At 60.8% G+C, this 26,814-nt stretch carries 22 protein-coding genes; 19 read left to right on the forward strand and 3 right to left on the reverse strand.

What is annotated here, in order from left to right:
* Positions 1-15 precede the first annotated feature (15 nt).
* The 8 genes from AAY81_RS01750 (at position 16) to hisF (ending at position 8,323) form a co-directional block, all read left to right on the forward strand.
* Positions 16-1,254: a phenylacetate--CoA ligase family protein gene (locus AAY81_RS01750; protein ID WP_066660649.1), complete on the forward strand. Its 1,239-nt coding sequence runs from the start codon at positions 16-18 to the stop codon at positions 1,252-1,254.
* Between the two features lie 250 nt (positions 1,255-1,504).
* Positions 1,505-3,118 (forward strand): ATP phosphoribosyltransferase regulatory subunit, encoded by a 1,614-nt coding sequence (hisZ, locus tag AAY81_RS01755; protein WP_066660650.1) that lies wholly within the window; start codon positions 1,505-1,507, stop codon positions 3,116-3,118.
* 14 nt (positions 3,119-3,132) lie between these two features.
* Entirely contained in the window at positions 3,133-4,425 is a 1,293-nt protein-coding gene (gene hisD, locus AAY81_RS01760) for a histidinol dehydrogenase (protein WP_082867798.1), read from the forward strand.
* Positions 4,418-5,488, forward strand: coding sequence for a histidinol-phosphate transaminase (gene hisC, locus AAY81_RS01765; RefSeq protein ID WP_143117376.1), 1,071 nt, complete (start codon positions 4,418-4,420; stop codon positions 5,486-5,488). Before hisD ends, hisC begins: the two co-directional genes overlap by 8 nt.
* Before the next feature lie 13 nt (positions 5,489-5,501).
* On the forward strand, positions 5,502-6,101 hold the full coding sequence (gene hisB, locus AAY81_RS01770; protein WP_066660654.1) for an imidazoleglycerol-phosphate dehydratase HisB: 600 nt from the start codon (positions 5,502-5,504) through the stop codon (positions 6,099-6,101).
* A 24-nt stretch (positions 6,102-6,125) separates the two neighbouring features.
* Positions 6,126-6,770 carry an imidazole glycerol phosphate synthase subunit HisH gene (gene hisH, locus AAY81_RS01775; protein ID WP_066660656.1) on the forward strand — a complete coding sequence of 215 codons (645 nt, stop codon included), beginning with the start codon at positions 6,126-6,128 and terminating at the stop codon, positions 6,768-6,770.
* A 2-nt stretch (positions 6,771-6,772) separates the two neighbouring features.
* Positions 6,773-7,498, forward strand: coding sequence for a 1-(5-phosphoribosyl)-5-[(5-phosphoribosylamino)methylideneamino]imidazole-4-carboxamide isomerase (gene hisA / locus AAY81_RS01780; RefSeq protein WP_066660658.1), 726 nt, complete (start codon positions 6,773-6,775; stop codon positions 7,496-7,498).
* Positions 7,499-7,558: 60 nt separating this feature from the next.
* The gene (gene hisF, locus AAY81_RS01785) at positions 7,559-8,323 is read left to right on the forward strand and encodes an imidazole glycerol phosphate synthase subunit HisF (RefSeq protein ID WP_066660660.1); all 765 of its coding nucleotides are present in this window, start codon (positions 7,559-7,561) and stop codon (positions 8,321-8,323) included.
* An 80-nt stretch (positions 8,324-8,403) separates the two neighbouring features.
* On the opposite strand, the gene AAY81_RS01790 is transcribed toward hisF, so the two are convergent.
* The gene (locus AAY81_RS01790; RefSeq protein WP_066660663.1) at positions 8,404-9,729 is read right to left on the reverse strand and encodes a glycoside hydrolase family 25 protein; all 1,326 of its coding nucleotides are present in this window, start codon (positions 9,727-9,729) and stop codon (positions 8,404-8,406) included.
* 191 nt (positions 9,730-9,920) lie between these two features.
* Between AAY81_RS01790 and AAY81_RS01795 the strand changes: the two genes are divergently transcribed.
* From AAY81_RS01795 to recQ, 3 genes are all read left to right on the forward strand, one after another.
* The gene (locus AAY81_RS01795) at positions 9,921-10,835 is read left to right on the forward strand and encodes an SPFH domain-containing protein (RefSeq protein WP_240480607.1); all 915 of its coding nucleotides are present in this window, start codon (positions 9,921-9,923) and stop codon (positions 10,833-10,835) included.
* Positions 10,836-10,930: 95 nt separating this feature from the next.
* Positions 10,931-11,272 (forward strand): phosphoribosyl-AMP cyclohydrolase, encoded by a 342-nt coding sequence (gene hisI / locus AAY81_RS01800; RefSeq protein WP_240480608.1) that lies wholly within the window; start codon positions 10,931-10,933, stop codon positions 11,270-11,272.
* A gap of 6 nt (positions 11,273-11,278) precedes the next feature.
* Positions 11,279-13,198 (forward strand): DNA helicase RecQ, encoded by a 1,920-nt coding sequence (recQ, locus tag AAY81_RS01805; protein ID WP_066660671.1) that lies wholly within the window; start codon positions 11,279-11,281, stop codon positions 13,196-13,198.
* A 2-nt stretch (positions 13,199-13,200) separates the two neighbouring features.
* On the opposite strand, the gene AAY81_RS01810 is transcribed toward recQ, so the two are convergent.
* On the reverse strand, positions 13,201-14,598 hold the full coding sequence (locus AAY81_RS01810; RefSeq protein ID WP_066660673.1) for a helix-turn-helix transcriptional regulator: 1,398 nt from the start codon (positions 14,596-14,598) through the stop codon (positions 13,201-13,203).
* A gap of 272 nt (positions 14,599-14,870) precedes the next feature.
* On the opposite strand from AAY81_RS01810, the gene AAY81_RS01815 reads away from it, so the two are divergent.
* From AAY81_RS01815 to pheT, 3 genes are all read left to right on the forward strand, one after another.
* Positions 14,871-16,511 (forward strand): FAD-dependent oxidoreductase, encoded by a 1,641-nt coding sequence (locus AAY81_RS01815; RefSeq protein WP_066660675.1) that lies wholly within the window; start codon positions 14,871-14,873, stop codon positions 16,509-16,511.
* 451 nt (positions 16,512-16,962) lie between these two features.
* Positions 16,963-18,024, forward strand: a complete 1,062-nt coding sequence (gene pheS / locus AAY81_RS01820) for a phenylalanine--tRNA ligase subunit alpha (RefSeq protein ID WP_066660677.1) — start codon at positions 16,963-16,965, stop codon at positions 18,022-18,024.
* Between the two features lie 398 nt (positions 18,025-18,422).
* Complete coding sequence (gene pheT / locus AAY81_RS01825; protein ID WP_066660679.1) at positions 18,423-20,876, forward strand: phenylalanine--tRNA ligase subunit beta; 2,454 nt, start codon at positions 18,423-18,425, stop codon at positions 20,874-20,876.
* Positions 20,877-21,020: 144 nt separating this feature from the next.
* On the opposite strand, the gene AAY81_RS01830 is transcribed toward pheT, so the two are convergent.
* On the reverse strand, positions 21,021-21,449 hold the full coding sequence (locus AAY81_RS01830; RefSeq protein WP_066660682.1) for an FKBP-type peptidyl-prolyl cis-trans isomerase: 429 nt from the start codon (positions 21,447-21,449) through the stop codon (positions 21,021-21,023).
* A 217-nt stretch (positions 21,450-21,666) separates the two neighbouring features.
* Here AAY81_RS01830 and argC point away from each other — a divergent pair, with 217 nt between their 5' ends.
* The 5 genes from argC to AAY81_RS01855 all read left to right on the forward strand — a co-directional run bounded on the left by argC (position 21,667) and on the right by AAY81_RS01855 (position 26,751).
* Positions 21,667-22,728 carry an N-acetyl-gamma-glutamyl-phosphate reductase gene (gene argC / locus AAY81_RS01835; protein WP_066660685.1) on the forward strand — a complete coding sequence of 354 codons (1,062 nt, stop codon included), beginning with the start codon at positions 21,667-21,669 and terminating at the stop codon, positions 22,726-22,728.
* A 9-nt stretch (positions 22,729-22,737) separates the two neighbouring features.
* Complete coding sequence (gene argJ, locus AAY81_RS01840; RefSeq protein ID WP_066660688.1) at positions 22,738-24,000, forward strand: bifunctional glutamate N-acetyltransferase/amino-acid acetyltransferase ArgJ; 1,263 nt, start codon at positions 22,738-22,740, stop codon at positions 23,998-24,000.
* Positions 23,997-24,944: an acetylglutamate kinase gene (gene argB / locus AAY81_RS01845; RefSeq protein WP_066660691.1), complete on the forward strand. Its 948-nt coding sequence runs from the start codon at positions 23,997-23,999 to the stop codon at positions 24,942-24,944. The genes argJ and argB overlap by 4 nt, the downstream gene beginning before the upstream one ends.
* 20 nt (positions 24,945-24,964) lie before the next feature.
* Entirely contained in the window at positions 24,965-26,191 is a 1,227-nt protein-coding gene (locus AAY81_RS01850) for an aspartate aminotransferase family protein (RefSeq protein WP_066660693.1), read from the forward strand.
* Between the two features lie 131 nt (positions 26,192-26,322).
* Positions 26,323-26,751 carry an arginine repressor gene (locus tag AAY81_RS01855; RefSeq protein ID WP_066660696.1) on the forward strand — a complete coding sequence of 143 codons (429 nt, stop codon included), beginning with the start codon at positions 26,323-26,325 and terminating at the stop codon, positions 26,749-26,751.
* Positions 26,752-26,814: the final 63 nt, after the last annotated feature.

Below are 26,814 nucleotides of genomic sequence, written 5' to 3' on the forward strand. Positions count from 1 at the left end.
GGCGATGATCAGGCTATGCAAATGACCTCCGACCAGTTCGCGTTGCTTGCCAAGCAGCTCGAGAACCTCAAAGATCGTTCCGCGTTCTATGCGAAGAAGTTCGAGGGCATCGATCTGGCCAGCATAAAGACCCAGGCCGATTTCGAGAAGCTTCCCTTCAGCGAGAAGGCCGACTTGCGCGAGGCGTATCCGCTGGGACTGGCTGCCGTGCCGGAAGAGCAGATCGTGCGCATCCACAGCAGCAGCGGCACCACGGGCACTCCCGTCATCGTTCCCTATACCGCCAAGGACGTGGACGACTGGGGCGAGATGTTCAAGCGCTGCTATGAAATCGCAGGCATCACGAACCGCGATCGCATTCACATCACGCCTGGCTATGGCTTGTGGACTGCTGGTATCGGCTTCCAGAATGGCGCCGAGAAGCTGGGTGCCATGGCCATCCCCATGGGCCCGGGCAATACGAACAAGCAGATTCAGATGATGATCGACCTGAAGTCCACGGTTCTGTGCGCCACGGCCAGCTATGCCCTGCTGCTTGCGGAGGAAATCGAAAAGCGTGGCATTCAGGACCAGATTCACTTGCGCAAGGGCGTTATCGGCAGCGAGCGCTGGGGTGCCAAGACGCGCGAGCGCATTCAGGAAATCCTGGGCATCGAACTCTACGACGTGTATGGCCTTACCGAAATCTACGGCCCCGGCATTGGCATTAGCTGCCCGGAAAACGATGGCATGCACGTGTTCAACGACTACGTGTACGTGGAAATCATCGACCCGGAAACGGGCGAGGTGCTTCCCGATGGCGAGTGGGGTGAAATCGTGCTCACCACGCTGCAGAAGGAAGGCGCTCCGCTTATTCGCTTCCGCACGCACGACCTTTCGCGCATCGTGCCCGGCACGTGTGCCTGTGGCCGCGAAGACGTGCGACTCGACATCATTTCGGGGCGTTCCGACGACATGATGAAGATTCATGGCGTGAATGTGTTCCCCAGCCAGATCGAGGAAGTGCTCTCCGCGTTCGACGGCGCTTCGAGCGAGTATCAGATTCGCATTTCGCACCTGGACGGCCGCGACACCATGCGTCTGTATGTTGAGGCGGTAAGCGGCGAAGTCGACTTCGCGCAGCTGGGCAAGCAGATTGCCGCCGAGGTGAAGAGCCGCATCGGCTTTACGCCGCTGGTGAAGATCGTCGAGCTGGGCCTGCTGCCTCGCAGCGAGAAGAAGAGCAAGCGCGTGTACGACGAGCGCTACGAATAGCGAATCTTCCATATGCGCTAAAGGGGCGGCTGCGCGATTGCGTGGCCGCCCCTTGCTATGTGCGCATTTTGACAAGGTATTCCCTTTTTCGCGCCGTATTGTATAATACCCCTAACACTTTAGCACTTTACCGTACTAAAGTGGCCAGGTCAGAAACCTGTTATCAATAATCCGCTCAGAAAAATGAGCGGATTTGGAAGAAGAGCGACCAGTATACTGGTGCATGGGCCAAGCGAAAGGTGGGGATGACATGAATTACGTCACGCCGGCGGGATTGCGCGATGTTATGCCCGAAGAAGCGCTGCAGCGCGAACAGATCAACAGTCGGGTTCAGGCGTTGTTCTCGGAGCATGGCTACGCGCCCATCGAGACCCCGTCCCTCGAGCGCATGGATGTCCTGCGCGCCGCGGGGCGCATTCCGTCTCTGCCCTTCAAGCTCTTCGACGCTTCGGGCGATCTGCTCGCCCTGCGTCCCGACGTGACCATGCAGGTGGCGCGCATGTGCGCAACGCGTCTGCGCGGTCAGGCGGGCCCTTTCCGCTTTCGCTATACGCAGCGAGTGTTCCGCGAGGCCGATCAACAGGCCGCTTCGCGCGAGCTCACGCAGATCGGCCTGGAATGCCTGGGCATCGAGGGGCCGCAGGTTGACGCTGAAATAGTGGGGCTGTTCGCATCGGCGCTGCGTTCTGCGGGGCTCAACGAGTTCAAGATTGCGCTTGGCACCGTGGGCGTCCTGCGCGCGCTGCTGGAAACCTGCCCTGCGGATGGCGCCTGGAAGAACCAGGTGCTCGAAGCGTACCACGCATCCGATTTCATCGAGCTCGATCGCCTGACCTCACTGCCCGAGGTTCCCACGGCGTTCGCGCGCGCCATTGCCCAGCTGCCGTTCATCCGCGGTGGGCGTGACGCCATCGAGCGCGCCCGTCAGCTTGCCGAGCCGCTGGGGTGCGCCCGCGGTCTGGCCGATTTGGCCAGTACGTTCGACATTCTGTGCGAACAGGGCATGGAAGACGCGCTGCTCATTGACTTCAGCATCATGAGCTCGTTCGACTATTACACGGGAATCGTCTTCGAGGCGTATGTGCCCGGCATGGGCGCAAGCCTGGGAAGCGGCGGCCGCTACGACGGCATGCTTGCCTCCTACGATGGCGATTCGCTTCCCGCTGGGGGCTTCGCGTTCTACTTGGAGCAGGTCATGGCCGCGCTTGCGGGGCAAGCGGGAGCCAGCCGCCCCTTGCGCATTGCCGTGCCGAAGGGCTCGCTCAATGCCGACACCATTCGCGTCTTGGCGCAAGCCGGCCTCGATACTTCCGGCTTGGAAGACCCTGGCCGTCAGCTCATCATTAGCAACCCGGGTGTCGATTACATCATCGTGCGTCCTACCGATGCTCCGGTTTTCGTGGCCATGGGCGCCGCGGATTGCGGCATCTGCGGTCGCGATAGCCTGGTCGAGGCAAGCCCCGACGTGGTGGAGCTCGTCGATTTGCAATACGGCGCATGCAAGTTCGTGGTGGCGCAGCCCAAGGGTGCAACGCCCGCAGTGCAAGAGCGCTATCGCAAACTGGGTAGCATCCGCGTTACCACCAAGTACCCCAACATCACGAAGGCGTATTACGACCGCATTGGCCAGCAGGTGGAAATCGTTCGCCTGCACGGCAATATCGAATTGGGCCCGCTCATTGGCATGTCCGACCGCATCGTCGACATCACCGCCACGGGCACCACGCTTCGTGAGAACAACCTGGAAGTGGTGGACGACGTCATGGAATCCACCGCCCGTTTCTTTGCCAACCCTTGCGCGTTCCGCATGGACGAACGCGTGTTGCGCCTAGCCACAACGTTGAAAACCAACATCGCAGAGTAGAAGGAGAGTGACCCATGCGACGTGTAGTGCTGAATGCGGGAGAAAAGTTCAATAACGGCCACCTGAAGCGCACGAGCGCCTTCAATGCCCAGGCCCTGAAGGCTGCCACCGACATCGTCGATGCGGTGCGCGAAGGCGGCGACGCTGCGCTGCGCGATTTCACCGCGCGCTTTGACGGCGTCGAACTCGAGAGCTTCCGCGTAAGCCAGGAGGCCATCGATGCGGCTCTGGCTACGCTCGACCCCAATCTGGCGAAGAGCCTCCAGCACGCCGCCGACCAGGTTCGCGAGTTCCACGAGCGTCAGCTGCAGGAAAGCATGTTCGCCGTGCGTCCCAACGGCGCGCTTATTGGCAGCAAGCTTACGCCCATCGAGGCCGTGGGTATCTACGTTCCCGGCGGTCGCGCCCTGTATCCTTCCAGCGTCATCATGAACGCCATTCCCGCCCAGGTGGCAGGCGTGGAGCGCATCGTATGCGTTACGCCTCCCACGAAGGACGGTTCGCTCGATCCGGCCGTTCTGGAAGCGTGTCGCATCTGCGGCGTAAGCGAGATCTACTCCATTGGTGGCGCTCAGGCCATTGCCGCACTGGCGTATGGCACAGAAACCATCGAGCCCGTCAACAAGATTACGGGTCCTGGCAATGCATACGTTGCGGCGGCCAAGAAGATTGTCATGGGCGATGTGGGCATCGACATGATTGCCGGTCCCTCCGAGGTTTGCGTAGTGGCCGACGAAACGGCCGACCCGAAGATGGTTGCCATCGACCTCATGGCCCAGGCCGAGCACGATCCGCTGGCCAGCTGCTACCTGGTGTGCTTCGATGCCGCATATGCCGATGCGGTGGAAGCCAACATCGAGCAGCACATGAAGCGCAGCACGCGTGCCGACATCACCACGGCAAGCCTGCGTGACCAGGGTCTCATCGTGGTATGCCCCGACATGGAAACGGCCATGGGCGCCGTGAACGTCATTGCTCCCGAGCACCTGGAAATGCACATCGCCAACGCCATGGGCCAGCTGGGTGCCGTCCGCAACGCGGGCGCCATCTTCCTGGGCGAGTGGACTCCCGAGGCCGTGGGCGACTACGTGGCCGGCCCGAATCACACGCTTCCCACTGGCGGCACCGCGAAGTTCAGCAGCCCGCTTGGCACCATGGACTTCATGAAGCACTCCAGCGTCATCCAGTACACGCGTCAGTCGCTCGCCGACGACGGTGACGCCATCGTCGCCATCGCCGACCGCGAGGGTCTGTGGAGCCACGCGGAAAGCGTGCGCCTGCGTCTGCAGGAGCTGAATCGTGGCTAAGCTGCGCGCTTCGAATTCCCTGCTTCGCGGCGTCGAGCCTTATGACCCGAAGTACCTGCCTGCGCAGGTGGGACTCAACGCCAACGAGACTACGTTCGATGTTCCCGCCGATGTAAGGCAGGCCATCGAAGGGGAAATCGCGCGCATGGCGTTCAATCGTTATCCCGACCCCATGGCCAATGAGCTGCGTCAGGCCATTGCCGAATGGCATGGCGTGGAGCCTGACCAGGTTATTTGCGGCAATGGCGGCGACGAGTTGCTGTTCGACCTGGCTTTGGCCTGGGGTGGCGAGGGCAATGCGCTTCTGAACGTGCCGCCCACGTTCAGCGTATACGCGGCCAACGCGCGCCTTACCGGCACGCAGGTCATCGATGTTCCGCGTCGGGCCGATTTCTCCATCGACCAGGACGCGGTCGTCGAACGTGCTTCGCGGGGCGATGTGGGTATGGTGGTCATCACCAGCCCAAATAATCCCACGGGCGATGTGGCGCCCCTTGCGTTCATCGAGCGCCTGCTGCAGGCCACCGATGCATTGGTGCTGGTCGACGAGGCATACATGGAATTCGCGCCGCGCGAAGCCAGTGCCGAGCCGTTGCTTGCGAAGTATGACAACCTGGTCATCCTGCATACGTTTTCCAAGGCATATCGCCTTGCGGGCGTGCGCATGGGGTACCTGCTTGCGTCGTCGGCGGTTGTGGCCGAGCTCACGAAAGTGCGTCAGCCGTATTCGGTCGATGCCGTTTCGCAGGCCATCGCGCTGCAGGTAGTGCGGCATCGCGCCTCGTTCGACGAGGGCATTGCGCTCGTTGTCGCCGAGCGTGCTCGCCTTGTCTCGGAATTGCAGGCTCTGCCGGGCGTTACGGTGTATCCGAGTGCGGCGAACTTTCTGCTCGTGCGTTTCGAGCAGGACGCCTCTACCGTGTGGGAGCGCCTGTATGAACGGGGCGTGCTTGTGCGCGACTTCAGCGCGGGCCCGCTCACCGCTGGGTGCCTGCGCATAAGCGTAGGCATGCCCCAGGAAAATGATAGGCTTATCGCTGCTTTGCAGACAATTCTGGCATAGAGAGGGGTCGATCGTGGCTGAAGGCACTCGCGTGGCGCACGTTACGCGCACCACCAAGGAAACCGATATCGATATCACCATCGACTTGGATGGCACGGGCGTTACCGACATTCAGACGGGCGTGCCCTTCTTCGACCATATGCTCGACGCGTTTGGCCGTCATGGCTTGTTCGATTTGAAGGTGCGCGCCAAGGGCGACATCGAAGTCGATGCGCATCACACCGTGGAAGACTGCGGCATCGTGCTTGGCCAGGCCATTGCGCAGGCCCTGGGCGACAAGCGCGGCATTGTGCGCTTTGGGAACAGTTTCGTTCCCATGGACGAGTCGCTTCTGCTTGCGGCTATCGATATCTCGGGTCGAGGACAATTGCACTATGCTGTCGACCTGCCCATTCAGATCATCGGCACGTTCGATACCTCGCTGGCGAAGGAATTCTTCATCGCGCTGGCTAGCAATGCGGGGCTTACGTTGCACGTGCGCAGCCTTGCGGGAGAGAACGCGCATCACATCATCGAGGCTGCCTTCAAGGCCGCGGGTCGCGCGCTGTGCCAGGCCACACGCATCGATCCGCGCATTGCCAACGTGCTGCCCTCCACCAAGGGCGCCCTATAGCGTTCGTTTTGCCAAGGAGTTCACATGATCGCGGTCGTCGATTATTGCAAGGGGAATTTGAAGAGCGTCCAGCGCGGGCTTGCTGCCGTAGGCGGGGAGGCGGAAATCGTTTCCGACCCCGCGCGTATTGCATCTGCCCAGGCCATCGTATTGCCGGGCGTGGGTGCGTTCGCCGACGCTTCCGCTTCCATGCTACAAAGCGGGCAGATGGAAGTCATTCGCGAGCGCATTGCCCAAGGCGTGCCGTTTTTGGGCATCTGCTTGGGTCTGCATCTGCTTTTCGCCGAGGGCACCGAAGGGGGCAACCCTACGGAACCTGGCTTGGGCGTCATCCCGGGTGTTGTGGATCGCATGCCCTCGCATGACGAGGCGGGCGCATTCTACAAGGTTCCCCACGTGGGGTGGAATACCATCGAACCCGTTCAAGGGGCCAATTGGGGTGACTGCCGCCTGCTTGCGGGCATTCCTGCGGGCGAGTACTTCTACTTCACCCACAGCTACATTGCCTGCGAAAACGACTGCACGGTTGCCATGACCCAGCATTCGGTTGCGTTCCCCAGCGTCGTGCAGCGTGGTAATGCGTATGGCGTGCAGTTCCACCCCGAGAAATCGTCGGATGCCGGCTTGGCCGTGCTCCGCAATTTCCTGAGCATCGTAAAGGAAGGATAGCCATGTACCTGCTTCCCGCCATCGACATTCTTGACGGTCGTGCTGTGCGCCTGGCGAAGGGTGACTACAATCGCGTGACGGTCTATAACGAGGACCCTGTTGAACAGGCCAAGCGCTTCGAAGACGCGGGCGCTACGTGGGTGCACGTGGTCGACTTGAACGGGGCGCGTTCGGGCAAGCAGGAGAATCTGGCCCTTATCGAGCGTATTGCCGAATCAACGTCGCTCAAGGTGGAAAACGGCGGCGGCGTTCGCGATATGGCTGCCGTGCAGCGCCTATACGATGCGGGTGTGAGTCGCGTGGTTCTGGGAAGCGCGCTGGTGGTCGACAAGGAGTTCGCCGAGCAGGCCATTGGCACGTTTGGCGATCTGCTGTGCGCGGGCATCGATGCGCGCGGTGGGGAAGTGGCCATCCAGGGTTGGCGCGAAGGCGCGGGCGTGCCTGCTGAAGAGCTGGTAGCCGAAGTGGCTGCCGCTGGGTTCAAGCACCTGGTGTACACCGACATTTCGCGCGATGGCATGCAGACGGGCATTGATGCATCAGCCTACGAACGTATGTCGCGCGTATTCGGCAACCCGGTCATCGCCAGCGGCGGCGTGACCAACATGGACGACCTGCGCAACCTTGCCCAGGTGGCACAGTCCATCGAGGGTGTTATCACGGGTCGTGCCGTATACGAGGGCACGCTTGGTGTTGCCGAGGCGCAATCATTCTGCGATGCCCTGTAGGGGCCAAGGTTCTGCTAGTTGCCGCGCTTCGGCGCATGGCTGTATACGGGAAGGAGCGACATGCTGGCGAAACGCGTGATTCCCTGCATGGACGTAAAAGACGGACGCGTCGTGAAGGGAGTGAACTTCGTGAACCTGCGCGATGCGGGCGACCCCATCGAGCTTGCCCAGCGTTACGACGAGCAGAAGGCCGACGAGGTCATTTTCCTGGATATCACGGCCACGCACGAGGGGCGTGCCACTACGGTGGCGCTGGCCAGCAGGGCTAGCGAAGAGCTGCACTTGCCGTATTGCGTGGGTGGCGGCTTCCGCACCGTTCAGGATATTCGCACGATGATTGCGGCGGGAGCCGACAAGGTGTCGGTGAACAGCGCAGCGGTGGAAGACCCCACGATCATTACGCGTGCGGCTGCGGCGTTTGGCAGCCAGGCCATTATTTGCGCCATCGACGCCAAGCAGGTGGCGGGCAACCCCAACAAATGGGAAGTGTACGTGCATGGCGGGCGCAAGAACACTGGCATCGACGCCGTGCAGTGGGCCCAGAAGGTTGCCGCATGTGGCGCGGGCGAGATTCTGCTTACCAGCATGGACCGCGATGGCAGCAAGGATGGCTTCGATATCCCTCTTACGCGGGCCATTGCGCGCGCGGTGGATATTCCCGTCATAGCCAGTGGTGGCGTGGGCACGCTCGAGCACTTTGCCGAGGGCATCATCGAAGGCGAAGCCGATGCCGTGCTCGCTGCGAGCGTCTTTCACTTCGGCACGTATACGGTGCGCCAGGTGAAGGAGTATCTGCGCTCCCAGGGCGTTCACGTACGCCTGTAGCCACGCGGTTCAATACATGCATATCATGAAAAAGGGCAGGCCATTGGGCCTGCCCTTCGCTTGCGTGTTGCGTTGGCGTGCTATTTCGCCTTGGCGTACCAGGCAACGCCTTCGTCGTGCCAGCCTAGGCGCACGAGCATATCGCGTTCGGTCGTGCTCGTGGTGAAGTTATGCGCGCCCGACTTGGCGTTGGGATTGTACTGGCGGTACAGGGGCACTCCCGACTCGCCTGCGCTATACCATCCCACACCCTCATAGCGCCAGCCCAGGCTCACGAGATGGTTTTTCTCTTCGGCCGAAAGGGTGTAGTGGTGGTCTCCGCCGTTCGGGTTGTACAGGCGATAGACGGCGCTGCCCGACGTGGGGGCAACCCAACCCTTGTCTTCCCAGTTCCATCCAGCCAACGTGAGGAATTCGGCCTCGTGCTGGCTTGCGGTGTAGAAGTGCTCACCCGAGTTCGGGTTGTACAGGCGGAACATGGTGCCCGAGGCATAGTTGCCCTGCAGGAATCGCATGTTTAGATCGGCTACATTCACGTCGGTGGTGTTGCCCGGAATGCCGGGAAGCTGGGCCATCGAGCTGTATTGCCAGATGCCGCAGCCATTGCTCGCCAGGCTGCTGAACTTGCCGCCGAAGGGCGTGGTGGCGTAGCCGTCTTGTCCGGGCGTGTAGTAGTCCTTGCTGTAATAGCGGGCGATCCACATCCAGTCGCTGCCCATATCGATTTCGGAAAGGTTGTCGGCCCACCACGAGCAGCTTGCATATACGCCCACTTCCCAGTAGCCGTTGCTCTGCAGCTCCTCGCGGAATGCGTCAACGATTTGCGCATAGGTGCTTCTGCTCAGGCCATTGGTGGTGTTGTCTTCCATGTCCAGATAGATGGGCAGGGAGAGTTCCTCGTACGTAATGCCCTGCTCACGGAGCTGACGCAGGACGTGCTGCGCCTCGTCACGTGCTTCGGTGGCGTTCGTGGCATACGAGTAGATGTATACGCCGAAGGGGATGTCGTTCTGTCGGACGCCGCGAATGTTGTTAGCCCATTGGCTGTCGTCTTGGGCTGAGGTGTTGTGCCCCCAGCCGCAGCGCACGATGGCGTAGCGCACGCGTGACTTGGCTTTGGCCCAGTCAATCGTCTTCTGGTGGTGGCTTACATCGATGCCGAACTTTACCAAGTCGGGAGACGTGGACTGCGCGGTGAGGCCGGAAACTTCGCCTACATCGAACGCGCCATCGTCGTCGGAGGCGCCAATGAGCTCGCCGTCGGAGTAGCGCCAGCTGTTTTCCAGGCCGTCCTCCTGGCTGGCCCATGCGGTGGAAGTGGTGGCAGCGAATACGAATGCAAGCGCGACCACGACCAGGGTCGCTTTGATGCCATGGATGATAGGTGCGTTTGAAGTGCGAGTCATATGGCCTGCTCAATGAATCTATGTAGGTCCCACTTTACCATGGAACGTATGTCCATGCATGGATTCGGCTAAGAGCGCATATGTTCGAATGGCTCGCTTCGCATGCGGGTTGCGAGCCCCGAAAAACCACCTGATGGGAGTATCGTTCTGCGGTATGATGATGCGAACGTTTTTCGATTGAAGGAGCACCCGTGGCAGTTCTATTTCCCTTTGTGTTTATCGCTTTCGTCTTCCTGCTCTTGTTCCTCAGCGGCATCTTTGTCGTTCAGCAGCAGCAGGAATACATCATCGAGCGCTTCGGGCGCTTCAACCGCACGGCCCTGCCCGGCCTGCATGTGAAGATCCCCTTCGTGGAGCGCATTGCGTCGAAGGTCGACCTTCGCACGCGTCAGACGGCCATGCAGATCGATGGCAAGACGAAGGACAACGTAACCATCACCATGACGGTGGCGGCGCAGTACCACGTGAACTACGATCGCGGTGCCGATCCCACCCAGAGTGGCGTGTTCCGCAGCTACTACATGCTGGCCGACCCCGAAGACCAGATGCGCGCCTACATCGCCGACGCCCTGCGTTCCGCCATCCCGAACTACGACCTCGACGCCGTGTTCGATAACAAGGACAGCATCGCCGCTGACGTGAACACCACGGTGGCTGCGCGTATGGTTGGCTATGGTTACGACCTCGTAAGCACCCTCATTACGTCCATTGGCCTTCCCGCCGACGTGGAAGCGTCCATGAACAAGATCAATTCCGCCCAGCGCGAGAAGGAAGCCGCCCAGGCGCTGGCCGATGCCGACCGCATCAAGGTCGTCGTCGAGGCTCAGGCCCAGGCCCAGGCCATGGAGGAGTCTGGCCGCGGTATTGCTGCGCAGCGTAAGGCCATCGCCGAGGGCATTGCCGGTTCGCTTGACGTCATTCGCGAATCGGGCGTTTCCACGACCGAGGCCAATCAGCTGTTCCTGTTCACCCAGTGGGCCGAGATGATGGGCGAGTTCGCCAAGAAGGGCAATTCCTCCACGGTGGTCCTTCCCAACGACTTCAACCAGACTTCCAGCATGTTCGAGCAGATGCTGGCAGCCAACAAGGCCGACGATAATCAGTAGGCTCGCATAGAGATTGCACGGCCGGGGTTGCGCATGCGCCCCGGCCGTTGTATTTCATGTATACCAAGTGCGAACCAGAATGCAGGAGGCATGCCGTGAACAAGGAAATCGACGCGCTCAACGTGGCCGACCTCACCTATAACGAGGCGGGGCTCATTCCCTGCATCGTGCAAGATGCCTCCACGAAGGACGTGCTCATGATGGCGTGGATGAACGCCGAAACGGTGCAGCGTACCCTCGACGAGCGTACGACCTGGTTCTTTTCGCGTAGCAGGAACAAGCTGTGGCACAAGGGCGAAGAGAGCGGCAACGTGCAGAGGCTCGTGGAGCTGCGCTATGACTGCGATGCCGATACGCTGCTTGCCCTGGTGGAGCCTGCGGGTCCCGCATGCCATACGGGCCAGAACAGCTGCTTCTATCGTTCGTTCGACCTGTAGTTGCGCATGCCCGCCAATCAGCAAGGTATTACGCCCGAAGCGGCTCTCAAGCGCCATTTCGGGTACGACGCGTTTCGCCCCAACCAGGCCGAGATCGTGCATGCCATCATGGCGGGGCGCGACGTGCTGGCCGTCATGCCCACGGGTGCGGGCAAGAGCGTGTGCTATCAAGTGCCTGCCGTGTGCCTGGGTGGGTATGCCCTAGTGGTATCGCCCCTCATATCGCTTATGAAAGACCAGGTGAATTCCCTGGAGCAGGCGGGCATTGCAGCGGCATTCGTAAACAGCTCCATTTCTCCGCTTGCCCAACGTGATACCCTGAAGGCCGTGGAAGCGGGTCTCGTTCGCCTGCTCTACATTGCCCCCGAGCGCCTGTCGCGCGATGACTTCCGAGCGTTTTGCGCCCAGTGCCCGCCAGCGTTGGTGGCCATCGACGAGGCGCATTGCATCAGCCAGTGGGGGCAGGATTTCCGGCCCGATTACCAGCACATTTCTTCGTTCGTGGAAGAGCTGCCCACGCGTCCCGTCGTGGCGGCGTTTACTGCCACGGCTACGCGCCAGGTGCGTGACGATATTCGCGAGAGCCTGCAGCTGCGCGATCCCCTGCAGATCACGGCAAGCTTCGATCGCCCTAACTTGCATTTCTCGGTGAAGCGTCCCACGGGTTCCAGCGGTCCGAAGAGCAAGGACGGCATGCTGCGCAAAATCGTGGAAGAGCACGAAGGCCAGGTGGGCATTGTCTACTGCATGTCTCGCAAGGCGGTGGAAGAGGTGTGCGATACCTTGAATAGCTGGGGGTATTCCGCCACGCGCTACCATGCCGGCCTGGGCGATCGTGAACGCCGCGCCAACCAGGAGGCGTTCGTGTACGACCGCGCCCAGATCATGGTGGCCACGAATGCGTTTGGCATGGGCATCGACAAGAGCAACGTGAACTTCATCGTTCACTACAACATATCGCTCGACCTGGAGAGCTATTACCAGGAAGCCGGCCGTGCGGGCCGCGATGGCGAGCCCGCCGATTGCATTCTGCTGTACGCGCCCAAGGACGTGCGAACGGCTGAGTTCCTCATTAACGCGGGATATGGCGAGCAGCCGGGCATCGATGGCCCCACGCGTGCCGAACTGCTCAAGCGCGCAAAGCGCCGCCTGAAGATGATGACGTTCTACGCCACCACGCAGGATTGCCTGCGCAAGTTCATTTTGAACTACTTTGACGAGGAAGCCCCAGGGTATTGCGGGAGCTGCGGCAATTGCGAGACGCAGTTCGAAGAGCGCGACGTTACGGTCGAAGCGCAGAAGATCATCAGCTGCGTGTATCGCCTGCAGCAACGGAACCGTACGGTGGGGAAGAGCACCATCGTCGACATCCTGCGTGGTTCGAAGGCTCAGAAGATGACGCTTGGCGGCTTCGATACGCTTTCCACGTATGGCATCATGCGCGATGAGGGCACGCGTCACATTCGGTTCATCCTTGATGCGCTCGTCGAGCGCGGCATTCTGGCTCAGGTCGACATTCGCGATGGGCAGTTCCAGGTGGTGCAGGCCACGCCGCAGTCGGCGGAATTCCTGCGCAGCCATCAGCGCTTCAGCTTGAAGGTTCCCAAGGAAAACGATCTCGATCGCGACCGCAAACGCATGCGCGAAGGACGTCCGGGTCCGGTGGGTACGCCCCGCAACAGGGGATATGCCGAATCTCCGGCCAACCCCGAGCTCTTCCGCAAACTCAAGGAGCTGCGCGCCGACATTGCTGCGGAAGCGGGCATTCCCGCCTACGTGGTATTCAGCAACCACACGCTTCACGATATGTGTCGCAGGATGCCCCATGACGAGGCGGAACTGCTGGAGGTGAGCGGCGTGGGCCAGGTGAAGGCCGACCGCTATGGCGCCGACTTCCTGGAGGTCATCAACGCAGCGCGTGAGTAGCGCTATTGCTTCGCGCCCTGCTCGATGACGTCGTGCAGGCTCTGGCGGTCGTATACGCCAATCTTGCGATACAAGTTCGATACGTGATGTTTCACCGTGCCGTTGGCAATGACCAGTTCCTTGGCGATGTAGGGAATGCTGCGGCCGCGTGCCAGCAGCCTGAGCACTTCGCTTTCGCGATTGGTAAGGCCGAACGCTTGGGCGATGTTTTCGCAGCGCTCGTCAAGCGAAACGGTGGCGGCGTGCACGGGAAGCGTGCGGTATAGCTTCATGAGGTCGGATTGCGTGAACACGAGCGAGCCAACGATGATGGCAATGATTGCGCAGGTGAGGATGGTGTCGTGCATCCAGTCACCGTTGGTAAGCAGGTAGACCATCATCTCGTGTGCGGCTATGGTTCCCACGGCGGTGCCGATGCGCGTGGCAAAGACGGCCAGTGCGAAATAGCGTACGGGTGGCTTGCGCATGCGGAATGCTAGGTCGGTGGATACGAGCATGACGAGCATGTCGAGTGCATAGATGCCCACCATCACCAGGCCGTTGCCCACGTTGGCCATCAGCTCGGGTGCGATTACGATCATGATCAAGCCGCACGATATGGAGGGCACGATGATGCGGTAGAGCGCCACGGGCTCGATGGAGGGCGGGAACACGATGGTGGAAACGAGCACGGCGGCCAGGAGAAGCCCTGCTGCCAGGGCCGATGCGCCGATGCTTCCCCCGCCTTGCGTATCCAGATAGGGAAAGATCGCCTGGGTCGTACCCCAGACGATGCTCAGCAGCACCAAGGGTACGAAGATGAATGCCGACGGCTTCGACTCCATCTCGAACTGGGTTTGCGCTGCTTCGCGTTTCGGTTCGTTGCGCGAAAGGTACAGGACCAGAAGCGACGCGGTGGGCATGATGGCCAGCAGCGGCGCACCCAGGGCGTTGGGAACGCTTAGAACGGCGAAGAACAGCACGAATGCGAATACGTAGGACGCCATGAGGCACCGTGCGACGCGGCCCATGGCCAGCGTGCTCCAGAATTCGCCCCACATGGCCAGCAGCAGGGCATTGCCTAGCGAAAAGCAGATGACGCTTGCGACGAACACTACGTAGGCGGACGTTCCTGAAAGCAAGCCGGCCGCAACGAGGCCCAGCGAACCGCCCGTGGCGAGAAATGCGCACACGCCGTAGCACGGAATATTGCCCACCAAGGGCATGATCTTCTTGGGCAGGAAGGCCACGGCAAGGTATCCCAGCGCGGTGGCCACCATCACGAAGGCGAGGGGTCCCGATCCTTCGGTGTTATGCAGCGGAAGCATGTTCGAGCACATGGCGATCATCCACCATGCTTGCCAGAAGCCAAGTCCGATAAACGTTAGGAGCGATCCATTCGCTCGTGGGCGTGGTGCCATACATTCCTCCCTTGCGACGGAGATAATCGATCTCTCGCGGGCGTCCCTCCCGTCCGCGCGCTGTCGCGTGGGGCACATTCTACCCCACGCGCGCGTAAAGAGGGCCCAATTCACGCAATGGCCTATGGGCCGAAACGGTTCATTTTTGGGAATGGGCTGCTCTAGCCCATAGTTTTGTATATGCGCCGATCCTATGATTCAGGGCGTGCCGCGGGGAGCGGCATGCGCATCGGCGGGAGGCCCCTGCGCTTTTCCGACATAGGAGGGAATATATGACGAAGGACATTTCTCGTCGCGGTTTTCTGACCGGCGCGGCGCTTACGGGCGTTGCTGCCGCCGCGGCATCTCTCACGGGATGCGGCAACACGAAGTCGCGCAGCGAAGAGGCTGCTGCGACGGCGGGTTCCGCCACGAGCGGCTACGAGTGGGAAACTGCTCCCGAGCCCATTACCGATATCGCCAAGACGGTTAACACCGACATCCTGGTTATCGGTGCTGGCATTTCCGGTTGCGCATGCGCTTGCGCCGCAGCCGAAAAGGGCGGTCAGGTAACCGTCGTCGAAAAGACCAGCAGCTGGAACGGCCGTGGTGGCGGTTTTGGTGCCATCAAGTCCCGTTACCTGGACGAGCTGGGCATCAAGGTCGACAAGGTCAACGCCAAGCAGCACTGGATCGCTCAGTGCGCCAGCCGCGCGAACGAAGACCTCATCGTGAAGTTCTTCAACAATTCCGAGGAAGCCAGCAACTGGCTCCTCGACAAGGCAGAGGCAGCTGGCTGCTCCGTCATGGTTGGCGCATTCTACAGCCATGACGACGTATACGCCGAGCAGCCTGGCTATCACATGGTCATGGCTCCCGAAGGCAGCGGCATGAAGTCCACGGGTTTCGTGGGTGCCGAGCTCCTCTACAACGACGCCGTGAAGGCGGGTGCGGAATTCGTGTTCGATTCCCCGGCCGAACAGCTCGTTACCGAGAGCGGCAAGGTCACGGGTGCTATCTGCAAGACCAAGGAAGGCTACGTGCAGTACGTCGCCAAGAAGACCGTCCTGTGCACCGGTGACATCGGCGGCAATCGCGACATGTGCGAAGCCTATGCTCCCATCTGCATCGACTACGGCTTCGATCGTTCCCAGTACACCCCGGTGGGCGTGAACACGGGCGACGGCCACAAGATGGGCATGTGGGCTGGCGCTCAGCTGCAGGATCTGCCCCTGCCCACGATGATGCATCCGCAGGCGTTCTGCTGGTTCCATGGCCCGTTCCTGTTCGTGAACGACAACGGCGAGCGCTTCATGTGCGAAGACACCTGGGTACAGGGCAAGTCCCTGGCCATCAACCGCCAGCCCAACGGCGAGGCTTGGTCGATCTTCGACGCCAACTGGCAGACCGACCTGGTGAACGGCCTTCCCTATGGTGGCGGCATGTTCTGGGATAGCTTCCGCCCCTATGGCAGCGACCTTTCCCTGGCTCCCGCATACTTCGAGACCCAGATCCCCACGTACATCGAGGCTGGTATGGCATATCAGGCCGATACGCTGGAAGAGCTGGCCAAGAAGATCGGCTGCGATGCCAAGACGTTCTCCGCTACCGTCGAGCGCTACAACGGCATGTGCGAAGCGGGCGAGGACACCGACTACTACAAGAAGCCGGTCTTCCTCACGCCCGTGAAGCAGGGGCCCTTCTATGCTCTGAAGGTTGGTCCCGCGCTGCTCACCGTTACGGGCGGCCTGAAGGTCAACACCGACTTCCAGTGCCTGGGCGAAAATGGCGCTCCCATCGATGGCCTGTACTGCCTGGGCAACGTGATGGGCGACGTGAACGCCGTTGACTACCCCATCAACGTGGCTGGCAACAATCATGGCCGTTGCATCACCTACGGCTACCTGCTGGGTCACGACCTGGCCAAGGCGTAAGCCGTATAAATAGTTCTCACCGCGTATCAACGCGTTGGGGAAACCCCTCCCGTGAAAGGGCGGCATGCATGTTCGCATGTCGCCCTTTCCATATGGCGCATATTGCGATGCCCTCTCGTTCTTTTGTGAAAGGGGATGCAACTCGTTCGCGTAATGCGCTACACTGCGATGCACAAATGAATACCAAAGGCTATGACGAAGACAGCGCCGCGGTACGTGCGAACGCAGAGAAGGGCCCCTTGGCTGAAAGGGCCCGGCAGCATACGCGGTGATTCCCTTTACCAGCCGCATGGGTGAACGCGCACGCAAGTAGGTCATGCCGGTAGCCTCCGTTATCGGGCGTACAAGTGGGTGGGCAGCATGTCCGCCAACCAGGGTGGTACCGCGAGAGCCCCTTCTCGTCCTTGGAAGCAAGGATGGGAAGGGGCTCGTTTCGTGAAAGGAGACATGCATGGCAGTCGTTGATGAACTCGTTGCCCTGCAAGCCGAATCGCTGGCGGCAATCGAAGCTGCTTCCGACACGGCGGCGCTCGAGCAGGTGCGCGTGAGCGTTCTGGGCAAGCAGGGTAGCCTGACGGGCTATCTGCGTGGCATGGGCCAGGTGCCCAAGGAGCAGCGTGCTGAAGTGGGCAAGACGCTCAATGTCGTGCGCAATGCGGTAGAAGGCGCCCTGGAGGCGAAGAAGGCAGACCTGAGCCGCGCCGAACTGGAGGCGAAGATGGAAGCGGGCGCCGTGGACATCACGCTTCCCGGTCGCGCGCAGCAGGTAGGCACGCGTCATCTTATCAGCCGCATTACCGACGAGATCGCCGATATCTTCATGGGCATCGGCTATTCGGTGGCCAGTGGCACCGAAGTCGAGAGCGACTACTACAACTTCGAAGCGCTCAACACGCCCGCCGACCATCCGGCGCGCGGCATGCAGGACACCTTCTACGTGGTGGATCGTTCCGGCGACACCGCGGCTGTGCGTGGCGAGAGCGACGTTCTCCTGCGCACGCAGACCAGTGGCGTGCAGGCTCATGTGATGGAGCAGCAGAAGCCGCCCATCTACATCATTGCTCCCGGCAAGGTGTACCGTCGCGACGTGGCCGACCCCAGCCACCTTCCCCAGTTCAACCAGATCGAGGGCCTGGTAGTCGATAAGGGCATCACCTTTGGCGACCTGAAGGGCACCATCGATTACTTCTGCAAGCAGATGTTCGGCGAAGACCGCAAGACGCGTCTGCGCCCGCATTACTTCCCCTTCACCGAGCCTTCTGCGGAAGCCGACGTAAGCTGCGGCATCTGCCATGGCGAAGGCTGCCGCTTCTGCAAGGGCACGGGCTGGGTGGAAGTGCTCGGCTGCGGCATGGTCGACCCGAACGTATTCGGGTATGCCGACATCGACCCCGAAGTGTATTCCGGCTTCGCTTTCGGCATGGGCGTCGAGCGCATCGCATGTCTGAAGTACAACGTGCCTGACTTGAGGATGCTCCTCGAAGGCGATATGCGCTTCCTCCGTCAATTCTAGCGGCACGAGAGGCGCTCCGGGCTACGGTCGTTGGGCATATAGCCAACTCCCTTCGCCCGTCGGGCCTCTCGCGCTCGCTAGAATTGCCGGAGTCTCCGGCAGTCGGGTCGCGGGGTTGTTTGGTCCCGCTCGGCCCTGCGGGCCTTCGGCTACGCGGGGTGCGGGGTTTCCGATCCGGCTCGGCCCTGCGGGCCTTCGCCTTTGCGGGCGCGGGGTTCGGATCCCGCTCGGCCCTGCGGGTCTTCGGCTACGCGGGGTGCGGGGTTTGGGTCCCGCTTGGCCCTTCGGGCCTTCGGCTTGCCGGGCTGGAGTGCTTGGCAAGGTAGCGGAAGGGGAGTCATCGGACTTTCGTTCCCAAAACAAGTAAACGTGATTGCTTCTGGTAAAGGAAGATGCACATGAAAGTAAGTTTGAAATGGCTGTCGCAGTACGTGGACGTGCCCGCCGATACGAAGGCGCTGTGCGACAAGCTCGATCTTACGGGCACGGGCGTCGAGGGCGTGGAAGAGCGCGCTGGCGGCTTTACGGGCGTCTACATTGGCGAAATCGTAGGCAAGGTGCCCCATCCGAACAGTGATCATATGTTCATCACGCAGGTGAACGTGGGCGAGCGTAATGTCAATGCGCAGGGCGAGCCCGAGCCCCTGCAGATCGTCTGCGGCGCGCAGAACTTCAACGAGGGCGACCGCGTTCCCGTTGCCATGATTGGCGCAGAGCTCCCCGTGGGCAAGATCAAGAAGAGCAAGCTGCGTGGCGAAGTGAGCATGGGCATGAACTGCGGTCCGCGCGACCTGGGCTTCGAGGGCGATAACTACGGCCTCATCATCCTGCCCGAAGACGCGCCCCTGGGTATGGATTACGCCCAGTACGCCGGCCTGTCCGATCGCGTGCTCGATCTGGAGATCACGCCGAATCGCCCCGACTGCCTTTCTATGGAGGGCATGGCGCGCGAGATGGGCGCCATGTATCGTGTGCCCGTGAAGGACGCTACTGAGGGCTTCGAGCTTGTCGAGTCTGCTCCGGCTACCGATTCCCTGGTGGAAGTCGAAGTGGCCGATGCTTCTCGCTGCCCGCGCTACACGGCCCGCGTCATTCGCAACGTGAAGGTGGGTCCCAGCCCCGAATGGCTGGCGGAGCGCATTACCGCTGCTGGTGCGCGCCCCATCAACAACGTCGTCGACATTACCAACTACGTGCTGTTCCTGCTGGGCCAGCCGCTGCATGCGTTCGATTTCGACAAGGTTGCCGCCAGCGGTAAGGCTCACATCGTTGTGCGCGCTGCCGAAGATGGCGAGAAGCTCACCACGCTCGACGGCGAAGAACGCGAACTCACCAACGACATGACGGTCATCGCTACGCCCGAGCGCGCCATTGCGCTTGCTGGCGTTATGGGCGGTCTGGAAACCGAAGTCTCTGAGGAAACCACCACGGTGCTGCTCGAGGCTGCCACCTTCAGCCCCGCGCATACCAGCCGCACGAGCCGCAACTTGGGCCTCATCAGCGAATCGAGCATGCGCTACGAGCGTCGCGTCGACAATGCGACTATCGCCCGCAACGCCGATTTCGCCGCTGCGCTCATTGCCCAGGTTTGCGGTGGCGAGGTTTCGGAAGGCCTGGTCGACCAGTGGCTTCAGAAGACCGAACCCCACACCCTTACGTATCGTCACGACCGTTGCCGTCAGATGATGGGTGCTGACATTCCTGCCGAGGAAGCCGTCGACATCCTCGAGCGCCTGGGTTGTGCGGTCGCGCTTTCCCAGGATGAGACGTACACGGTTTCCGTGCCCACGTTCCGCCCCGACCTCGAGCGCGAAATCGACCTCTACGAAGAGGCCCTGCGCCTCTATGGCATGGAAAAGGTGCCCGGCACGCTGCCTGGCGGTCGTGGCCGCATTGGCAAGCGCACCTGGGAAGAGCAGGTTACGGCGAAGCTGCATCTCACGATGCGCGCTAGCGGCGTAAACGAGACGCAGACGTATGCGTTCGCCAACCCCACGGACATGGAGCGCCTGCGCATGGTTCCCGCCGAGGGCGAGGAGGCCGTGGAGCTCATCAATCCCATCAACGCCGACCAGTCGGTCATGCGTCAGAGCCTTATCCCCGGTCTGCTGCGTAGCGTTGCCTACAACCAGAACCATGGCGTTGCCAACATCCAGTTGTACGAGGTGGGCAATGTGTTTGCTGCCCACGAGGGTCGCAAGCTGCCCCGTCAGCGTACGAAGATCGCCTGCGTGCTTGCGGGTGCAATGACGGCTGATGGCTGGAATGTCGCAGCGCGCCCGTTTGATTTCTTCGACGGTAAGGGCATTCTGGAAAACATCGTTCGTGAGCTGGCGCTGCCCAAGGCTCGCTTCAAGGCGCTTGACGCGGAAGCTGCTCCGTTCCTGCAGCCGGGCCGTGCGGCAGAGCTGCAGGCAGGTGGCGCTCAGGTTGGTTGGGTTGGCGAGATCCATCCCCTGGCTGCTGATGCCTTCGAGGCGAATGCCCCCGTGGTTGCCTTCGAGCTCGACCTGGAAACCCTGGTGAAGGTCGCCCGCTTCGAGCGTGAGACCGAGGCCGTTCCCGAGTTCCCGCCTGCGTCCATCGACGTGGCATTCGTGGTTGACGAGGCCGTGACGTGCGAGAGGCTCATGCAGTGCATGACGAGCGCTGGTGGCAAGCTGCTGGGCAGCGCGCATCTGTTCGACGTGTATCGCGACGAAGAGCGCCTGGGTGCTGGCAAGAAGTCCATGGCCTTTGCTCTGGAATATCGCGCGGCCGACCATACGCTTTCCGGTGAGGAAATCGAGAAGGCCCATAATCGCCTGGTCAAGAAGGTTTGCGCTGCCACGGGCGCTGAAGTTCGCAGCTAGCGAACCGTTCCATACGCCTTGTGCGCCCTGCTCCCGCATCACGGGGGCAGGGCGTTTTGCATTGGGGCATAGAAAAGGCGCTGGGGTTTCCAGCGCCTTGAATGGGACGGCTCTGCGCCGCCTCTTGCTTGTGTCGCTATGCGCCTAGTCGCAGATCTCCACGAGGGTGATTTCGAAGTTCAGCGCCTGGCCGGCGAGCTCGTGGTTCATATCGAACGTCACGATGCCGTCTTCCATGGAAACGACCTTCACGGGGAAGGGCTGGCCGCCAGGGCCCTGCATATACACGGTCTGGCCAACGGGAAGCTGGTCGGCGTTGGGGATCTGGTCGGCGGGGACCTTCTGCACCAGCTGCTCGTCGCGTTCGCCATAGGCCTGGTCAGCGGGGATGTGAACCGTCTTGGTCTCGTCCTTTTCCATGTCCTTTACGGCGGCGTCGAAACCGGGGATCATCTGGCCAGCCATGCACGTGAACTCAATGGGTTCGCCGCGCTTTACGCTGGAGTCGAATTCGGTACCATCGTCGAGCGTGCCGACGTAATGCACTTTAACGCGCTTGCCCTCGTTGCTCATGGGGCATCCTTTCTGTCTGGGGTGCGGGTTTCGTTCCCGCATGGTGGCTAAGTCTAGCGTACTTTACGCACAATGGGTACCTTGTCCCCTCCTTTGCGCATACTCGGTGAATACTCCGTGGCGACGAAAAACACTCCTGGACTTTGTGCTATATTCCCCACACTGCATAAAACAGTGCAAATATATAAAAATCTTGCATAATGAAGGAGGTTCAAGAATGGTTTTTAAAGCTGGCGTAGTTGGCGCAGCGGGGTTCGCGGGGGTCGAACTCGTCCGACGAATCATCGAGCATCCTTCATTCGAACTCAGCATTATAACGAGCGATTCCGATGCGGGGCAGTCGCTTGCAAGTGTGTACCCGGCATTCGCGGGAATTACCGACATTGCGTTCTCCCGTCACGATGACCCTGCTCTCGAAGGGCTCGACGTTGCGTTTCTTGCCGTTCCGCATACGGCTTCGCTTGCGGTCACGCCGCGCCTCATCGCCGCCGGCGTTACGGTCATCGATCTTTCCGCCGACTATCGCCTGAAAGATCCCGACCTCTACGAGAAGTGGTACGGCGTGCCCCATACGTCAACGGAGCTGCTTGCCCAGGCTGCCTTTGGCTTGCCCGAGCTGGCAGCGGGGGAACTGCAGCAGGCCGCCCAGCTTCACGCGCAGGGCAAGGCCGCGCTGGTAGCGTGTGCGGGTTGCTATCCCACGGCCAGTTCGCTCGCCGCGTTTCCCGCGGTGCATGCCGGCATCGTCGAGGGCGTCATCAACGTTCACGCGGTCTCGGGCGTCACAGGTGCGGGCAAGAAGCCTTCGTCGCGTACGCATTACTGCCATGCTAGCCAGGGCGCGGAGGCGTACGGCGTGGGAACGCATCGTCACACACCTGAAATCGAGCAGATTCTCTCGGCTCCGGGGCGCGTTATGTTCGTCCCGCACCTGGTGCCCATGAATCGCGGCATTCTCTCCACGGTCAGCATGCAGGTGGCTTCTGCCGCGAGCGATTTTACGCTTCAGGTGGCGCATCAGCTGTATGCCGATTTCTACGCTGCGAGCCAGTTCGTGACGGTGTTGCCCTTGGGCAGCCAGCCTCACACCAGTAGCGTTGCGGGCACGAACAATGCGCATATTGGCGTGGGCTATCGTGCGGAAACGCGCAGCCTGGTGGTTACGTGCGCCATCGACAATTTAGGCAAGGGTGCAGCCGACCAGGCTATTCAGTGCGCAAACATCGTATTTGGGCTGTCAGAGGGCGAAGGCCTTTCGTCTGTGGCCCTTCCCGTGTAGGAGCAAATCATGGATTGTATTGAACTTAGCACCATTGAAGACGGAAGCGTGGTAAGCGCCGCGGGCTTCCGTGCGGCGGGTTTGCATGCGGGCTTCCGCAAGAACCCGCAGCGCTACGACGTGGCCCTGCTGGAAGCCGACGAGCTGTGCGTCGTAGCTGGCACGTTCACGCAGAATGTGTTTTGCTCGGCTCCCGTTCAGGTGTGCAAGGCTCGCCTGGGCAACCGTGGGTATGGCATGGCTCGCGCTGTCGTTATCAACTCGGGCATTGCCAATGCCGCCACGGGCCCCGAAGGCCTGCGCCGTGCGCGCAAGTCGGCGCGTATCGTGGCGGGTGCGGTAGGCTGCGCCGAAGACGACGTGCTTGTGGCCTCCACGGGCGTCATTGGCGTTCAGCTTCCCATGGAGCCGTACAAGAATTACGCGGCTCAGCTGCATGAAAGCGCATCGGCGTCCGCCCAATCGGGTCATGATGCCGCGCGCGCCACCATGACCACCGATACGCATCCCAAGGAATACGCGGTCAGCTACGTAAGCTCCGCTCCGGGGCTCCAGGGCGTCACGTTCACCGTTGGCGGCATGGCGAAGGGCTCGGGCATGATCATGCCGAACATGGCTACCATGATTTCGTGCATCACCACCGACGCTCCCTTGTCGGGCCCCGTTGCCCATCAGGTCCTGCTCGACGTGGTGAACCAGACGTTCAACAAGGTCACCGTCGATTCCGACACTTCCACCAATGACACGTGCCTTCTGCTTGCCAGTGGTAAAGCTGCTCCATCTGCCATGGCCGAATTCACTCAGGATTCGCAGGCGCTGGCCGAGTTCCGCAGCGCTCTGCTTGCCGTGTGCACGTGGCTTGCCCGCGATATGGCTCGCGATGGCGAAGGCGCTTCCAAACTGGTCACGGTGAACGTTTCCGATGCGGCGAACAATGCCGATGCCGACGAAGTCGCTCGTTCCATCGCCAATTCGCCCTTGGTGAAAACGGCCATCTATGGGCATGATGCCAACTGGGGCCGCATTGCCGCGGCTGCGGGCAAGACGCATGCCGCGTTCCAACAGGAAGACGTCAACATTGCCATCATGGGCATGCCGGTGTGCCAGGCAGGCCTCCCTGTGAAGTTCAGCGAGGAAGAGGCGCTCGCGCGCTTCGAGGAGCCCGAAATTGTCATCGATGTGGACCTGGGCTCGGGCGATGCCGCTACCACGGTCTGGACCTGCGATTTCACGCACGAATACATTACGATCAACGGAGATTACCGCTCATGAAGTTTGCGAAGGACACTCAGCTGCGTGCCAATCTGCACGCCGATGCGGAAACGCTGGCCGAGGCGCTTCCCTGGATCAAGGAAGCCACGGGCAAGACCGTGGTCATCAAGTACGGTGGCAGCGCCATGGAAGACCCCGAGCTTCGCGCGAAGGTCATGAGCGATATCGTCCTGCTGAAGATCATTGGCCTGAACCCCGTGCTCGTGCATGGCGGTGGCAAGGCCATCAACAAGGCGTTCGAGCGCTATGCCTTTCCCGTCGAGTTCAAGGATGGCCTGCGCGTTACGTCGCCCGAAGCCATGGACGTCGTGCGCATGGTACTCGTAGGCGAGGTCAATCAGAATCTCGTGCGCGATTTGAACGAACACGGCAACCTGGCCGTTGGCGTATCCGGTGGTGATGGCGGTACCATCGTCGCCCGTCAGCTTGCGCCGGAGTACGGTCGCGTGGGCGAAATCGTGCAGGTGAATGTTGAATACCTGAACGCGCTCATCGAAAAGGACTACATTCCCGTGGTGGCTGGCGTGGCCCAGGGCCTCGACGGTGGCTATTACAACATCAACGCCGACGTGGCGGCTGGAGCTATTGCTGGCGCTATCGGGGCGCATAAGTTCATTGCCCTCACCGACGTCGATGGCGTGTATTACGACTACCCGAATCGCGATTCGCTCATTTCCAATATGACGCGCGACGAGGCGCGCGCGATGGTCCAGAGCGGCTCTATCGACACGGGCATGATTCCCAAGCTAAAGAGCTGCATCGATGCGCTCGATGCGGGCGTCATGCGCGCACATGTCATCAATGGCAAAACGCCCCATGCGCTCTTGCTCGAGCTGCTTACCAACACGGGCGTGGGCACGGTCATTCACGGAACCGAGGAAAGCTACGAACGGGAAATGCATCCGCTGGGCGCGTTCGCTTCCAAGCTTTCGGTTAATCAATAACGCAATCCAAGGAGGAATCCATGTCTCTGGAGGAACAGAAGCAGCTTGAGTCCGAATACGTGATGGGTACGTTCGCCCGCAAGCCCGTCTGCCTGGTGGAAGGTCAGGGCATGCACGTTGCAGACGATGCCGGTCGCGATTATCTCGACTTCATCGGCGGCATTGGCGTATGCAGCTTGGGGCATTGCCATCCTGCGGTGGTCGCGGCCGTGCAGGAACAGGCTGGCAAGCTCATGCATGTGAGCAACTACTACTACATCGAAAAGCGTGGGGAAGTGGCAAAGCTCCTTTCCGATGCGTTGAACTATGTGCCTGCGGGCGAAAGCGCATCCGCCGAACAGTGGAAGACGTTCTTCGCGAACTCGGGCGCCGAAGCGAACGAGTGCATGATGAAACTTGCTCGCCTCTATGCCCGCGTAAAGGGAAATGGCGGCACCACCATCGTCACGCTCGACGGTAGCTTCCATGGCCGCACCATGGAAACGCTTGCTGCTACGGCCCAGCCTGCCAAGCAGGAGAGCTTCCAGCCCTTGCCCGGCGGTTTCGTGCACGTGAAGCCCAACGATGCTCAGGCTCTGCGCGCTATGTTCGATCAGCTGGGTTCAGAGATCTGCGCATTCATGTTCGAGCCCATTCAGGGCGAGAGCGGCGTGCATCCCTGCGAACCGGAATATCTTCAGCTTGCGCAGGAGCTGTGCCGTGAAGTGGGTGCGCTCATGATCGCCGACGAAGTGCAGACGGGCGTCTATCGTACGGGCACGCCGTTCGCGTTCCAGCAGATGGGAATCCAGCCCGACATCGTGTCTATCGCCAAGGGCATTGCCGACGGTTTCCCCATGGGGGCATGCGCTGCTCGTGCCCAGGTGGCCGACGCGTTCAATCCCGGCGACCATGGCTCTACGTTTGGCGGCAGCAACCTGGCCATCGCCGCTGCTTGCGCCACGCTGAGCGAGCTTGCCGCGGGCACATTCACGGAAAGCGTGCCTCGCGTGGGCGCCTATCTGAAGGAACGTCTGGCGCAGCTTCCCGCCGTTACGCAGGTGCGGGGTAGGGGCCTTATGGTTGCATGCGATATCGCCCAGCCGCTCGAAGCTCCTGCGGTGGTTCAAAGTGGCCTTGCGCAAGGCTTGCTCCTGAATGCCACGGGCCTGCATACCCTTCGTTTCCTGCCTCCCTTGGTATGCTCTGAGCAGGAAATAGACACGCTTATGGAAAAACTAGGCGTGATTATGCAGATTTGTGGCTAGGGTTACTTTTTTCTGCTAAAGTACGTGCATGTTGCGTTTGAAGTCGTGTTTTATGCATACTTAAGCGCAACATGCTTAGTATTATTGGATATAGGCAACGTAAATTTTCATTTTAGGTGAATTAGGAAGTCATGAAGAAGCGCACTCAAAGGCACGAGGTTATTCGCGAAATCGTTCGCGATAATAACATTCGTACGCAGCGCGACTTGGCTGAAAAGCTCCAGGAAGCTGGTCATGACTGCACGCAGGCTACCATTTCCCGCGACATCACCGATATGGAACTGCTTAAATCCAAGGAAGGCTTCTACGTTCTCCCCGAAGACATGCGTCTTCAGCACATGGTTGTTGAACTGGTAGAAGAAGTCTACACGGCTGGTTATCTGGTTATCGTGCGCACCTTCCCGGGTGGCGCTGCAGGCGTCGCTGGCGCCATCGATAACGCTGGCCTCAATGGTTCGCTCGGCACCGTTGCCGGCGACAACACCATCATGATCGCAGCTCGTACGCCCGAAGATGCTCTGAACATCAAGGCCGAGCTCGACGGTCTCCGACGACGTTAGTCGTCTACTTCTGTTTGGGCTGAAAGCCCGCCTCCATCCCCTGTATAGCCATAGGCATATCGC

The organism is Denitrobacterium detoxificans, assembly GCF_001643775.1.
Lineage (GTDB): Bacteria > Actinomycetota > Coriobacteriia > Coriobacteriales > Eggerthellaceae > Denitrobacterium > Denitrobacterium detoxificans.

Excerpts from the sequence above, each read along its gene's own strand:
- recQ (WP_066660671.1), top strand. The coding sequence starts at position 11,279 with ATGCCCGCCAATCAGCAAGGTATTACGCCCGAAGCGGCTCTCAAGCGC.
- AAY81_RS01810 (WP_066660673.1), bottom strand. The coding sequence starts at position 14,598 with ATGGCACCACGCCCACGAGCGAATGGATCGCTCCTAACGTTTATCGGA.
- AAY81_RS01790 (WP_066660663.1), bottom strand. The coding sequence starts at position 9,729 with ATGACTCGCACTTCAAACGCACCTATCATCCATGGCATCAAAGCGACC.
- AAY81_RS01815 (WP_066660675.1), top strand. The coding sequence starts at position 14,871 with ATGACGAAGGACATTTCTCGTCGCGGTTTTCTGACCGGCGCGGCGCTT.
- hisH (WP_066660656.1), top strand. The coding sequence starts at position 6,126 with ATGATCGCGGTCGTCGATTATTGCAAGGGGAATTTGAAGAGCGTCCAG.
- hisF (WP_066660660.1), top strand. The coding sequence starts at position 7,559 with ATGCTGGCGAAACGCGTGATTCCCTGCATGGACGTAAAAGACGGACGC.
- AAY81_RS01855 (WP_066660696.1), top strand. The coding sequence starts at position 26,323 with ATGAAGAAGCGCACTCAAAGGCACGAGGTTATTCGCGAAATCGTTCGC.
- AAY81_RS01850 (WP_066660693.1), top strand. The coding sequence starts at position 24,965 with ATGTCTCTGGAGGAACAGAAGCAGCTTGAGTCCGAATACGTGATGGGT.
- argJ (WP_066660688.1), top strand. The coding sequence starts at position 22,738 with ATGGATTGTATTGAACTTAGCACCATTGAAGACGGAAGCGTGGTAAGC.
- hisA (WP_066660658.1), top strand. The coding sequence starts at position 6,773 with ATGTACCTGCTTCCCGCCATCGACATTCTTGACGGTCGTGCTGTGCGC.
- AAY81_RS01750 (WP_066660649.1), top strand. The coding sequence starts at position 16 with ATGCAAATGACCTCCGACCAGTTCGCGTTGCTTGCCAAGCAGCTCGAG.
- argB (WP_066660691.1), top strand. The coding sequence starts at position 23,997 with ATGAAGTTTGCGAAGGACACTCAGCTGCGTGCCAATCTGCACGCCGAT.
- pheT (WP_066660679.1), top strand. The coding sequence starts at position 18,423 with ATGAAAGTAAGTTTGAAATGGCTGTCGCAGTACGTGGACGTGCCCGCC.
- hisZ (WP_066660650.1), top strand. The coding sequence starts at position 1,505 with ATGAATTACGTCACGCCGGCGGGATTGCGCGATGTTATGCCCGAAGAA.
- argC (WP_066660685.1), top strand. The coding sequence starts at position 21,667 with ATGGTTTTTAAAGCTGGCGTAGTTGGCGCAGCGGGGTTCGCGGGGGTC.
- pheS (WP_066660677.1), top strand. The coding sequence starts at position 16,963 with ATGGCAGTCGTTGATGAACTCGTTGCCCTGCAAGCCGAATCGCTGGCG.
- hisD (WP_082867798.1), top strand. The coding sequence starts at position 3,133 with ATGCGACGTGTAGTGCTGAATGCGGGAGAAAAGTTCAATAACGGCCAC.
- AAY81_RS01830 (WP_066660682.1), bottom strand. The coding sequence starts at position 21,449 with ATGAGCAACGAGGGCAAGCGCGTTAAAGTGCATTACGTCGGCACGCTC.